Genomic DNA, 12,870 nt, shown 5'->3' with positions numbered 1-12,870 from the left:
TCGTTCTTTCTATATTTCAAGTGTACGGGAGGTTCACGCATGCACATGTGATTCTGGTCACAGGAAATAGAAACGATTTGTGACAATTTCAAAATGTCTTAAGAAAAAGTCGTCCCCCAACCGTCTTGTTGCAAAAAAAAGGTTTGCCATGTTAGCATATCAACCAATGGATTGTTATTAAATTCCATCAAAAATACTGAAGGTGAATGAATGCTAACCGTAAACCGAGATGACAAGCGTCCAATCTGGCAGCAACTGCTGGACCAAGCGATCCATAATATTACCTCTGGAAAATGGCAGCCAGGTGAATTGCTACTACCCTCCCGCGAACTCGCTTCTCTAATTGGCGTTTCCCGTTCAACCATACAGATTGTTTATGAGGAGTTATTCAGCCGCGGCTACACTGTCACCTCTCGCCGCGGTGGAACGAGAGTTAGCGAATGGATTTATGCAACTCGTCCTTTAGAGGTTGCTGCGCCCGAAGGACCTGCCCCTCCCGAATTGCCTTTATTAAACGCTACAATCGGTCATTTGCAAGGTTGGTTCGGGGACAGAGATCGTCAAAAGGTTGAGGTCGATTTCAGTCCCCATGAGCCATATCTGGACGAACATTTTCAAAAAATTTGGAGGCGTTCGTTTTTACAGGCTTCCACAGAAACGAATCTGGACAGTTGGGCTTATGGCAATGCCTATGGATACCAACCGCTACGAGAACAGATTCAACGTTACTTGTCACTTGAACGGGGCATTCATGTAAATATCGATCAAATCATGTTAACCTCAGGTGCACAACATAGCATCGATCTGATCGCCCAAGCCCTTTTACATGAAGGGGATACCGTTTCTGTAGAAGATCCTGGCTTCCCTGCTGCCTGGATGGCAATGAAGTATCGGCGTATGCAGGTTGTCTCCGTTCCAGTTGACGAGTACGGGTTATGCGCAGACCAGATTCATCCGGGGTCCAAGCTTGTCTATGTTACGCCATCGCATCAGTGTGCGGTTGGAGTCATTATGTCCGAACCTCGCAGGCAACAATTGTTACACATGGCTGCCGAGCAGCAGTTTTGGATTGTTGAGGATGATTACGACAGCGAATTTCGCTATCGCGGCGACCCACTTCCGACCTTGTTCAGTCAGCGACCTCAGAACACGTTGTATATGATGAGTTTTTCCAAAATGATTGCTCCTGGTATACGGATATCGGCAATCGTTGGTCCCAAAGAGGCCATTCGTCAGCTCGCCCACGTCCATGAATTAACCTATCGACATCTTCCGATTATGGAGCAATTAACGCTTACTCATTTTATTGAGCATGGTCATTTCATGCGCCATATGAGACGGGTTCGAAATGTTTATCGGCGCAGACATGAAGCCATGACGAAGGCCATCATCACGACAGGTCTCGTCGAACACTTCACACTAAGCGGCGTAGAAACGGGATTGCATATCCTTCTTGAAGCTGATCAATCGTTTGATGAAAAAGCCGCGACGATCCTGGCACTGGAAAAAGGAATCCGTGTTTATCCTCTTAGCAAGTATTGTTTGAGATGCGATCGAAAAGGATGGGTGCTGGGTTTTGCTAAAGTAGATGAATCCACCATTCAAGAAGGCATTTTTCGTCTTGCGGAGATTATACGTTTTTACCAGGTTTGAACATTTTTTCTTCTTCTATTGGGTTTTCTTTCGCAGTGATATGCTGTGGATCTATCCGGTACACCTGAACCGGACCACCGAATACTGCTGAACGGTATTTGTCTACGTGCTGCTTGGGTAAAGGCCGATTATAGTAGCCTGGCACATACTTATTCATCATTTCTTGCAGCATGTATGTAGCTTCATCCAGATCAACGATAGGCTGTGCCTTGCCAAAAATCATTACACTCATATACGCTGTGTCCGTCTTAGCTGGCACCGGATCAGTAATCGTTCCATATTCTTCGCAAACCGTAAAACAGACCTCTGGATTAGCATCCATAACCTGATTTCTTCTCCCGCCGGTGGCACCATGGAAATAAAGCTTCCCATTTGTCCAAACAAAATTGAGCGGAACTACATACGGCAGATGACCATCGACCATTCCAAGATGCCCGATTCTAGCTTGCTGCAAAAATGTCTCAATCTTGCTCTTATCTAATACTTCTCTTATTTTGTAACGCACTCCATCCATTGTTATCACTCCTATTTTTTTGAAATATGCTGCAAGTTTATCAGCCATTGGATTGAATATATACGTCCAAAACTGCCTAATTGAAGCAATCCATAAGCTATCGTCTAAGTCATGAGAAAACGAAAAAGCTGCCGGAACATCCCGGCAGCAGGCATTTTCTGATTACTCGGTATGATTGATGAAATGAGCAATTTCTTTCACTCTCTCCATTGTAATTCCTTCTCTTTGTTCAACCGCAAGTGGATGATTCGTTTGTTCTAATTCTATGAAGGGTACCACACCAACTTTTTGTGTATGTACCCATGTCTTTAAGGATAGGGTGGTTTCTGGATAGATGGAAAGTTCAGTCGATAACCAGCCAAAATACGGTTCTTCACTTTCTCTTCCTTCTACGTGCAGCAATTCATTCGATCTCAAAAAGTTTTCTTCACTAAGAGAAACCCAAACACTCCATATAAATTTCTCATGACTATCTATTATTGGTATTTCAATATGTCCTCTAATAAAGAAATGCTGTTCATCAATTACACAAAAGTCTCTGATTAATTCTGTTCGTTTCTCTTCTGGTACCATGTAAAAATAATGTGGCGCTTCTATTCCATAACAGAAAGGCAGTTCATTTAATTCGTTGTGACAATGAGGGCATTTCATGTTCTTTGCTCCTTATCATTTCTCGCCGATTTTTTATTTACATTACCACATTTTTCATTACATGGATCATCTGCCATGCTACAAAAAAAGATCATCCCCAATCAAGCTGGAATGATCTCAATGTTTCTAATCAGTTTTGACAACGCCAAACGGAAACCCGTTCCCTTACAAAATTGGCTATGTTGTCTATGTCATTAATATCGAAAAAGGGCAACCCCGGCTGAGGCTTTTCCGACCAACCTACGATCCCTACCAGATGCGTAACGATAGATAAGAGCTCTTCATCTTCTGGCCTGCGAAGCAGGACGAGCTTTGGATAGCCTTCACGCTTGAAGCCTTCGACCAAAACGAGCTGGGCCCCGGCATCTGCCAGACGCTGGATCAGGACGGACAGCTCTTGCGGCTTTTGCTCCACGATGGCCGTTTTCGTTTTGGATGTGATAGCCACTAGCGAGGCCCCGGCTTCACGATAACGCCAAGTGTCCTTCCCAGGTTGATCCCACTCAAAATCGTGTCCGCCATCATGCTTGATGACCCCAACTCTTATCCCAGCCTTTTCGAGAATCGGAATGAGCTTAGTGAGCAGCGTCGTCTTGCCACTGTTTGAATAACCGACCATCTGCAAAACACAAGGTGGCTTGACCATACGCTATCCCTCTCTTCTCCAGGTTGGGGCCGCATGGGTAAGAACATCAACCAGCTCTCCTGCTGTTTTCCCGCTTCCCCCGGCTGGTATGATCATAAAGCATTCGCTGTCCTTCAACGTCCCCAGATTCCCTGCCTTTTCATTGAAATCAGGGATTGCGTGCAAAGTCCCGTCTTTTTCGAGGAGCTTCCCTCGCAGATAACGCGGGTATGGACAAGGCTTCGTATAATCGACGCCGAGTCTCGCCTTAATCACCTGTTGCACGACGTGGGCTTCTCCCGAGATGCGACGAATGGCTGCTCGCGCAAATAATTCAAACCCGAGAAAACAGGCACCCGGATTCCCTGATAGGGCAATAAAAGGCTTGCCTTCCATAATCATGGCCGTCGTCGGACTTCCTGGACGTATTGCGATCCGGTTGAACAAAAGCTCCACCTCAGGCTCATCCACTAAAGCCGCGATCACATCAAAATCCCCAACGGACACACCGCCGCTTGAAATGACCAGATCCACGTCCCGCAAGCATTCACTAATTTTCGCCTTCGCCACCAACAAATCATCCGGCAATCTTGAAAACGAAACAGGGATGCCCCCTGCCTCGGCAATCAAGGCAGTCAGCATCACCGTATTACTGTTGCGAATTTTGCCTGGAGCAAGCGGCTGATCAATCTCCAACAGCTCGCTTCCAGTCGAAATCAGACCGACACGCGGCTTGCAGAACACCTCTACCTGCGAATAGCCAAACGTAGCCAAGCTGGCGAGAGTACCTGCGTTAATCCGCTCACCCGCCTTGGCAATGATCGTTTCTTTGGCCATCTCTTCACCGCGACGCGATACATTTTCCCCAGGCTTCATCTCACGCTTGATTCGCACAGCATCCGCCTCTTCGGCTGGGTTGTACGTTTGCTCAAACATGATGACCGCATCCGCACCCGCAGGCATCATCGCGCCTGTCATGATCCGAGTCGCGCAGCCCTTTTTCAATTCTTTGGTAGGTACTTGCCCGGCCGCAACCGTCTCTAGCACTGTTAGCGTAATCGGGTGATCAACGGAGGCCCCAACCGTATCGTCAGCTCTCACGGCAAATCCATCCAGCGGCGAGCGGTCAAAGTGCGGCAAATCGTATGTTGCACGTAGATCAGTGGCAAGTATTCGCCCGTATGCCTCCCCGATCTGCACTTGTTCCGTTCTCCCCGTTAGCAATTTAGCCAACAGCTTGCTCATCGCTTCCTCAACCGAGAGTGTTTGTCGCGAAAAACGCATGGCTTGTTCCCCCTAATCTTGACCACCCATTGCTGCAGCTCGTCAGCCGACGTTTACTTCCAAATCTTCTACTTCTCTCTCCACATATTTCAAATCTTTGTTGGCGTGGAAAGTGTCCGCTTTTTCAACCTTCACGGCTGTATTGTATTCGGGAATACCTGCGTATGTCTCGTATACACCCTTCGGAATGAGTACATTCCCTTCCGGCCAGTGCACTTGAATGTTTCCGCGTCTGGTGTCCTCGAATTTGGCACGTCCTTGGAACGTACCATATTTATTGTAAACGACGATGTTTTCGCCTTCTGCAATGCGCAGTTCTTTTGCATCCTCTGCATTGATCAGGATATCATAACGGTCTGCATTGTTGAACGGGTCTTTCTTGCTATAAATCATCGAGTTGAACTGCTTACCGCGACGAGTTGTTACATAGAAGTGTCCCTCTGGCTTGTTCAAATCCGGAATCTCAATCGGAATCAGATTCGCTCGGCCATCCGGTGTCGGGCATACGCCGCCTTCACACAACCATGCACCGCCCCATTGGAAAACATCTCCACGGTTTTTCAGATGCTGGATACCATCGTAGTTCGGATTGGCCAAGGCAATCTCTGCGCGAATTTCAGCTGCGCTTGAGAAGTGCATCAGATGCTTTTTCTCTGGATTGACCCGTGCCGCCAGATCTACGTAAATCTCCCATTCAGAACGAGCTTCTTCAATACGAGGCCCTTCCACTTCGGCACTGAAGTAAACCATACGCTCTGTACTTGTCGATGTACCGCCACCCGGCTGCTCGTAGCGAGTCATTGCTGGCAGTACGATGACTTCTTCCTTCGCATCCACCAGCGTGGATGTGTTGAAAATGATGTCCTGATGTACACGCACTTCTATGCTCTCCAAGCATTTTTGCATGAAGTCCGGATCTGGCATCGTCTCCAGGAAGTTGCCGCCACTCGTATAGAACAATCTCGTCTTACGCTCATGTCCATCCGGCAACACTGCATTTTCCAAAGAAATACCGACGATATCTCCTTGCCATTTCGGGATCGGGAAGTTCCAGATCTTTTCAATGCGGTTCCAGGATTTTTCTTCAAAATCTCCACCTGGCAAGCTGAACGGATCGGCACCCATTTCACCGGAGCCTTGTACGCCGGAGTGTCCGCGAATCGGCATGAGACCAGTGTGCTTGCGACCCAAGAATCCACGAAGGATGGCCAGATTGGCTACTTGAGAAATATTGTCCGTACCGAATTTGTGCTGGGTCAGACCCATACTCCATACGAATACACCATTTTTGGAGTTGGCGAGCAGTTCTGCGAATTCTTTGATACGCTCGCGGCTGAGACCGGAGGATTCTACGATCTTATCCCACGATTCATTCATCACATGCTTGCGCAGCTCCTCGATTCCGTTCGCGTGCTCCTTGATGAATTCATGATTGATCGCAGAACCTGGCTTGGCTTCCTCCATCTCGAACCAAATCTTCATCACACCGTTCATGAATGCGATGTCGCCGCCAATGTTCACTTGGTAGAAATCGTCCGCAATCTTCGTCCCGAACAAAGCACTATCCGGTACAGATGGAATCCAGTACTTCTCCATCGCTGGCTCTCTGTACGGGTTGATCAGGATAATTTTCGTTCCTGCTTTTTTCGCAGCATACATGTATTTCGTTGATACAGGCTGGTTGTTGCCTGGTACAGAGCCCCAGAATACGAGCACATCGGTACCGATCCAATCCTGATAGTTACAGCTCGATGCACCAATCCCAACCGACCGCTTCAGTGCTGTCTTACTCGGCGAGTGACAAATACGTGATGCGTTGTCGATGTTGTTGGTTCCGAGGAAACGAGCCATTTTAGCTGCTGTGTAGTATACCTCGTTGGTAATCCCACGAGCGGTCAAGAAAAAGGCCAGCTGTTTCGGGCTGATGTTTTTGATTTTTCTCGCGATGCGGTTTAACGCTTCATCCCAACTAATGCGGGTGAACTTGTTTTCGCCTGGTTTTCTTGAAAGCGGATACGGAATTCTTCCCAGCTTGCGCAATTCTGCGCTGGATAGCTTACGCAGCGCATTTACATCCTCAAACCATTTGGCATCCATGGCAGGCATGGTATTGAGACGCAGGACGTTCAGTCGCGTGGTGCACAAATGCGGACCAGTCAACGTCTGATCGTAGAGGCCGGATACGCCGAGAGCGCAGCCATCACATACCCCTTGGGTCAAAATGCGATAGGCATAACCCAAATTATCGCGATTGTCATAGGCCACCTTCATCGTATCCCGAATGTGATGCGGCTTGATTTTCCCGAGCCCCATCGGCATCAGTGAAGCCCATAAGGAAGGCTTCCACGAAGTATCCAGCTTAATTGGTCCGCCATGCTTGGTCTTGCCCATTTCTTTAGTCTCCCCTCTAATAAACTCCATTGAGACGAAAAAAACCACCATGAAACCGTCCCTTGTCCTATAGGAAAAGAGCGTGTTCACGGTGGTTGTCTACGGCAGGTTCGCTACCTAGTCTCAACTTCGTGTTTGCTTTTCGCGAATTCCGTTACGTCTAAGCCGGTGAACAGGGACGCTGCTTCGTTTAGACTTACGGTTCGTTTTTCATTTTCTTTTCGATGTCTTGATCAAAAACAAAGATCGACATTCCAAAATCCCGTTCGATGTCAATATCGACGAATAGATCAACGAGTTTTGCTCCAAGAAACGCTTCCATGTCAACTGGCTGGTGTTTCCGATAGATCTCTTTGACCATTTCGGTTCGGGCAGCTCGTAATGTCTGCTTTCCGTCTTCCGAAGTGGCGATGAACTTTTCCACCGGAGAAAGGTTGCCTTCCATCTCGCAGATCGCCCAGTTCTTGCAGAACGTGGTGCTGATCTTGCTAGGTCCCTTTCCCATATGGCGCTTTCGGAAAGCCCTGACCAAATTACTGAATTCTGCTTCGAACTTATTCATCGAGGAAAATCACCTTTACTTCAAATCATTCTCTATTTAAACTTTACCATTGATTAACTAGCCAATTCAACAGACTTTTCTCTTTGTTTGGCTTCTTCCTTCAGTTTTTTGATATCCAGACGGATTACTAGCGAGATCACCAGAGCGACAACGAACATTCCTGCGAAAACACTCATGGTTCCTGTATAGCTTTCTGTCGTCTTGCGAACCCATGCTGCAAAGATCGGTCCTGCCAAGCCGGCAGCAGCCCATGCCGTCAAAATATAACCGTGAATTGCGCCCAATTGCTTCGTTCCAAACAGGTCACCAATGTACGCCGGAATGGATGCAAAGCCACCACCGTAACAGGTCATAATGATGAACATCGCTACCATGAACAAGATCGGATTGGACATATTCGGCAACAAGAAGAACAGTACCATTTGGATAGCAAAGAAAGCTGTGTACGTATTTGGTCGTCCAATGAAATCAGACAGAGACGCCCAGCCGATTCGTCCACCACCGTTGAACAAACCGTTTAGCCCTACCATCAGTGCTGCTGTTCCGACAGACATCCCCACCATTTCTTGCGCCATCGGCGATGCTACCGAAATAACAGCGATCCCACATGTCACGTTGATAAACAGCATCAGCCACAGCCAGTAAAAACGGCGTGTCTTGATCGCTTCGTTGGCAGTCAATTGGCACAAATCTTTTTTGATTTGCTTGCTGCCAACTGTTCCCTCAGCGGAAAATCCAGCCGGTACCCAGCCTTTAGGAGGTGGAGCCAAATATTGAGCAGAAGCCAACATTACAACAAAATATATAAGACCCAAAATATAAAAGGTGTTCGCGATTCCTACATTTGCAATCAAAGCGTTCATAATCGGACTGGCAATCATGGAAGCAAAACCAAAGCCCATAATGGCAAGACCCGTTGCTAAACCGCGGCGATCCGGAAACCATTTGACCAGAGTCGATACTGGCGTAATATAACCTACCCCAAGTCCAATACCGCCCAGCACTCCATAACATACGTACAACAGAGGCAAGCTGCTCAATTGAATCGCCAAGCCAGCCCCGACAGTTCCTACTCCAAAAAAGATCGATGCGAGAATACCAGCTTTGCGCGGGCCGTGCTTTTCGACATAATGACCGAGGAAGGCAGCAGACAGCCCCAAGAACAAGATCGCAATGCTAAACGTAAATTGAACATCCGGCAAGTCCCAGCCGAATTGCTCAGTAATTGGCTTGGTGAATACACTCCAGGCGTATACCGACCCAATCGAGATGTGGATGCCTACCGCAGCCAACGCGATAAGCCAGCGGTTTTTCACTTTTTGTTCCAAATCATTCATCTCCTTTGCAATGGTCTTGTGCATGCTGTGGATCCATCAACAGCCTTCTCGAAAAAAAGAAAAACTGCCGATTTCACCGACTCACCCAGGTCTCCACAAATGGAAACGAGGACTACGATGAAACACAGCAGTTAATCATCAGCAGGAACGCTACATCAGCATCAACAAGCATTGTGTTCACTATGTAATTTTCGCTGCAAGGCTACAAAATAATCGGTGGCAGGGTCGCTGCTCCGTGTCAATCTGTCCTTACGCTATGAATACATGGAAAGACGAAAATTTTATGACACTTTTCATCTCACATAGTATACTACCATGTAAGCGTTCACTCGACAATATTTTCCTCACAAAATAGCCATGAAAACTTCATAATTTCGACAAAAAGGAGGCCCGTATGTCCGATCTAACCATCACCACCCGACTGCCCGTGTTAAAAATTTCGGCTGACCAACATGGCTGGGAAGACGACGAAATCGTCACCGAGTACCCCCTCACGATTTTTCTCAACGATGAGGAATTCGCTACAATCGTATGTACTCCGGCCGACCTGGAAGAGATGGTCATCGGTTTTCTCGCAGCCGAAGGCGTCATCAAGAGCTACTCGGAAATCAAGCAGCTTACGATTAATGAGGCCCAAGGATTTGCTTACGTTGATTTGCATAAAGAAACAATTTTGTCCCAGAGCTTTTACTCCAAACGCAGAATTACTTCCTGCTGCGGAAAAAGCAGACAGTCCTTTTACTTTTTTAGCGATGCGCGCACAGCAAAGCCTGTTGAAAGCACAACAACTGTCACCCCCGCTCAATGCATGCGCCTGATGAAGGAATTGCAAGCGTCGTCTGAGATTCACCGCCAAACAGGTGGTGTCCACAATGCAGCCCTCTGTACACCGGATGAAGTTTTGCTTCAGTACTCCGATATCGGGCGTCACAATGCGCTCGACAAAATCTATGGGAAATGCTTGCAAGATAACATTTCCACCACGGACAAAATTCTAGTATTTAGTGGACGCATCTCGTCTGAGGTGCTGCTCAAGGCTGCCAAGATTGGTGCTGGCATCATTTTGTCCAAGTCCGCTCCAACTGATCTCGCCCTTCAACTGGCAGATGAGCTGAAGCTCACCGCAGTCGGATTTATCCGCAATGACAAAATGAACGTGTATACACAAGCCGAAAGAATTCTTCTGCCTTAAAGAAGGAATCAATCAAAAGCGGGACAAGCTTAGAGCCTTCCCGCTTTTCTATATTTTTTCATCTGGTAATCTCAAAGCCCGAGTTAGCATCTCGGGCTTTTGTTCTTTCTTTCAACGTGGGAATTTTTTATTTGCAGCAGCAGCGTTTCTTTTTATGCTTGCAGTGGCCGTGGTCGTCTTCGTCTTCGTCCTCATCATCTTCTTCATCTTTGTCTTCGTCGTCGTCCTCTTCTTCGTCTTCATCATCTATGTCTTGCTTCTTGCAACAGTGGTGGTCATGTTTTTCAGTGCCTTTGCAATCATGGTCATTGCAGTAACAGCAGTGATCGTGGCAATGTTCATGCTTTTTGCAGCAGCATTGTGGCTCGTAATAATCGTCGTGTTTCTTGCAACAGCAGTGGTGACCGTAATACTTGTCACGTTTTTTGCAGCAGCAGTGGTGGTCGTAATATTTGTCGGTTTTTTTGCAACAGCAGTGGTGGTCGTAATTCTTTTCGGTTTTTTTGTCGCAACAGTGGTGGTCGTGTTTGTCGGGTTTTTTGCAACAACAGTGGTGACCGTGGTGTTTGCCTTGTTTTTTGCACTTTCTTGTCATTGCGCTCCCTCCTTTCGTTAGCCATCACTACTATTCATACGGTTTGTCCAGAGAAACGCTTGTATGATAGCCCTTTATGAAAAGCCCCTTTTTTCCAAACAAAAGACAGGACACGTCTCAAGCATGTCCTGTCTTTCTGCGTTTTTCTTCAAGTTTTGCCTGTTCGTACTCTTCAGGTGTGTTGACATTATATACAGCCCAAGGGTCCAAGCATTCATCAGGCAAGGGCACCACTCGCAGTTCATCTAAAGTTCGCATTAATCTTCGCTGTCCATTCAAAAGAGCCTGCTCCCAATTACTCTGCGTTCTCCGATGGTACACAGCACATAATGGATGGGTTCGGCCTTCTGATTGGGCAACAATCACATCCCACTCGTCCCTCTCTCTGGCAAATTCAATGAATTTCGCTATTTGTACACGATCCATAAAAGGTAGGTCGCAGGACAACACCAGCAAAGCATCCTCGGTACTTACGCGAAAAGCAGTAACCAACCCACTGACAGGACCGCAGGATGGTACCAGATCAGGAGTTATTGTGACGGGCTGTTCATCAATTTGTTCCTTTTGTGTCACTTGAGTGCCCGAAAAATCGTTCGCTACAATGAAACAAGACAAGCCAATCGCTTGTACCTCCTTTACCAACTCTGTTAAAAAGGTTCCGTCCCTCCATGGTAATTTTTGCTTTGGAGAGCCCATTCTGCTGCTTTTTCCGCCTGCTAAAATAACCGCACCGATACGCAGCTGCGACATAAATTTCCTCCTGGGTGTTGACAATAATCCTTATTAGTTTATAATAAGTTTAAACAAATAATAATTATAAATAAGGAGAGATTCTCGATGGAAAACACACTCTACAGCGTTCTCAATAAACAAGTGGCGAACTGGACAGTCCTCTATACGAAACTACACAATTTTCACTGGAATGTAAAAGGACCTCACTTCTTTACACTCCACGCAAAATTTGAGGAATTGTACAACGAAGCAGCAGCAAATCTCGATACCCTTGCTGAACGCGTCCTCTCCATCGGTGGAAAGCCTGTAGCGACTCTGGCTGCATGTCTGAACACTGCAAGCGTCACCGAAGCAGAAGGAGGCGAAACAGCTGATCAAATGGTAGAAACGATCACGAGAGACTTCTCCATTCTTGTAGACGAGTTGAAGCTGGCTATGGAAACAGCTGATCAAGCGGACGATGAAGGGACAGCCGATATGCTGTTGGGAATCCGCAGCAGCCTGGAAAAACACATTTGGATGCTCAAATCCTTCTTGCAATAAGCAAGACAATCATAGACACCAAAAGGCGATTGTGCATAGACACATCGCCTTTTTTGGGTCTTGCCTCCCGTGAAACTGCCTCTCTCACCCTGATTGCCTAGAGTGAAAAAATCAGTTTCCGCCCGTCCTTTTCTACTTTTACTTGGGGCAAATACTTTAATGACTTCTGTACACCAATGTAGGGACTCGCAAACTCTACCTGGTGCCGTGCTTTCAACACGGAGCAGAGATCAGCCAATGACATTGGAGACATCGCTTCCCGTAACAGGTTTTCGATGTGCTTCGCAACTTCCACATAATCATGACGAATGTGCGCCTTTCTCACCTTCATTCGCTTCATCAAATCATCCGAAAATTCCTCTGTTGCCAAAGTTACATCGTCAGGGCTCTCTTCGTCTCCGATTCCGGCTTCGTTATCCAACTCACGAATGCGGCTCAAAAGCTGCTTGATGTCAGCTCCCAACTGCTTGTCCTGATCGACGTAATGTCGACGCAGTGCCATACGCTGCTCTAGCATGGCCTGCAATGTCATTTGTAACGCTTTCCGTTCGTTAAACATTGCGTTATGTATTCCCCTTTTCGCAAAAAGTAGAATGATGGAATTATATCCAATGATAATATAATTCGAACTAGTTGGAAACGGGGGAATTTGGCCCCGCTCCATCCACACGTGCAAATTACACTCCACACGAACGTTTCCGAGCTTCAACAGTAATTCCTTTAACGATTACACGGTGCATCTTAATGATCGTCAATCTCGCTTCCGGATCAGCACCGCCGATATGAGCGAT

13 protein-coding genes are annotated in these 12,870 nt (G+C 47.0%); 4 read left to right on the top strand and 9 right to left on the bottom strand.

Annotated elements, in window-relative coordinates:
- The first annotated feature begins 210 nt into the window (after positions 1 to 210).
- Positions 211 to 1,653 (top strand): MocR-like pyridoxine biosynthesis transcription factor PdxR, encoded by a 1,443-nt coding sequence (pdxR, locus tag KB186_RS10855; protein ID WP_173609047.1) that lies wholly within the window; start codon positions 211 to 213, stop codon positions 1,651 to 1,653.
- On the opposite strand, the gene KB186_RS10850 is transcribed toward pdxR, so the two are convergent.
- The 7 genes from KB186_RS10850 to KB186_RS10820 all read right to left on the bottom strand — a co-directional run bounded on the left by KB186_RS10850 (position 1,631) and on the right by KB186_RS10820 (position 9,008).
- Complete coding sequence (locus tag KB186_RS10850; protein WP_173609048.1) at positions 1,631 to 2,167, bottom strand: pyridoxamine 5'-phosphate oxidase family protein; 537 nt, start codon at positions 2,165 to 2,167, stop codon at positions 1,631 to 1,633. The genes pdxR and KB186_RS10850 overlap by 23 nt on opposite strands.
- A gap of 162 nt (positions 2,168 to 2,329) precedes the next feature.
- On the bottom strand, positions 2,330 to 2,818 hold the full coding sequence (locus tag KB186_RS10845) for a DUF2199 domain-containing protein (protein ID WP_173609049.1): 489 nt from the start codon (positions 2,816 to 2,818) through the stop codon (positions 2,330 to 2,332).
- 130 nt (positions 2,819 to 2,948) lie between these two features.
- Positions 2,949 to 3,464: a molybdopterin-guanine dinucleotide biosynthesis protein B gene (gene mobB / locus KB186_RS10840; protein ID WP_173609050.1), complete on the bottom strand. Its 516-nt coding sequence runs from the start codon at positions 3,462 to 3,464 to the stop codon at positions 2,949 to 2,951.
- Between the two features lie 3 nt (positions 3,465 to 3,467).
- Positions 3,468 to 4,727, bottom strand: a complete 1,260-nt coding sequence (locus tag KB186_RS10835) for a molybdopterin molybdotransferase MoeA (protein ID WP_173609051.1) — start codon at positions 4,725 to 4,727, stop codon at positions 3,468 to 3,470.
- 42 nt (positions 4,728 to 4,769) lie between these two features.
- Complete coding sequence (locus KB186_RS10830) at positions 4,770 to 7,118, bottom strand: FdhF/YdeP family oxidoreductase (protein ID WP_232773589.1); 2,349 nt, start codon at positions 7,116 to 7,118, stop codon at positions 4,770 to 4,772.
- Positions 7,119 to 7,314: 196 nt separating this feature from the next.
- Positions 7,315 to 7,680 (bottom strand): Na-translocating system protein MpsC family protein, encoded by a 366-nt coding sequence (locus KB186_RS10825; RefSeq protein ID WP_012684864.1) that lies wholly within the window; start codon positions 7,678 to 7,680, stop codon positions 7,315 to 7,317.
- Between the two features lie 53 nt (positions 7,681 to 7,733).
- Positions 7,734 to 9,008, bottom strand: coding sequence for an L-lactate MFS transporter (locus KB186_RS10820; protein ID WP_285862619.1), 1,275 nt, complete (start codon positions 9,006 to 9,008; stop codon positions 7,734 to 7,736).
- 403 nt (positions 9,009 to 9,411) lie between these two features.
- On the opposite strand from KB186_RS10820, the gene fdhD reads away from it, so the two are divergent.
- Together fdhD and KB186_RS10810 are read left to right on the top strand one after the other, a co-directional pair.
- Positions 9,412 to 10,209: a formate dehydrogenase accessory sulfurtransferase FdhD gene (fdhD, locus tag KB186_RS10815; protein ID WP_173609054.1), complete on the top strand. Its 798-nt coding sequence runs from the start codon at positions 9,412 to 9,414 to the stop codon at positions 10,207 to 10,209.
- 154 nt (positions 10,210 to 10,363) lie between these two features.
- A complete protein-coding gene (locus tag KB186_RS10810) occupies positions 10,364 to 10,825 on the top strand; it encodes a hypothetical protein (protein WP_232773587.1) in 462 nt (153 codons plus the stop codon).
- A 96-nt stretch (positions 10,826 to 10,921) separates the two neighbouring features.
- Here the strand turns inward: KB186_RS10810 and mobA are convergent, their stop codons facing one another.
- Complete coding sequence (mobA, locus tag KB186_RS10805) at positions 10,922 to 11,554, bottom strand: molybdenum cofactor guanylyltransferase (protein ID WP_173609056.1); 633 nt, start codon at positions 11,552 to 11,554, stop codon at positions 10,922 to 10,924.
- 87 nt (positions 11,555 to 11,641) lie between these two features.
- On the opposite strand from mobA, the gene KB186_RS10800 reads away from it, so the two are divergent.
- Complete coding sequence (locus KB186_RS10800; RefSeq protein WP_232773586.1) at positions 11,642 to 12,079, top strand: Dps family protein; 438 nt, start codon at positions 11,642 to 11,644, stop codon at positions 12,077 to 12,079.
- Between the two features lie 97 nt (positions 12,080 to 12,176).
- Here KB186_RS10800 and KB186_RS10795 read toward each other — a convergent pair whose 3' ends face one another.
- Positions 12,177 to 12,638, bottom strand: coding sequence for a hypothetical protein (locus KB186_RS10795; RefSeq protein WP_173609058.1), 462 nt, complete (start codon positions 12,636 to 12,638; stop codon positions 12,177 to 12,179).
- Positions 12,639 to 12,870: the final 232 nt, after the last annotated feature.

Source organism: Brevibacillus sp. AF8 (genome assembly GCF_021270385.1).
Classification (GTDB): domain Bacteria; phylum Bacillota; class Bacilli; order Brevibacillales; family Brevibacillaceae; genus Brevibacillus.
This window is presented reverse-complemented; position numbering and strand designations above follow the sequence as displayed.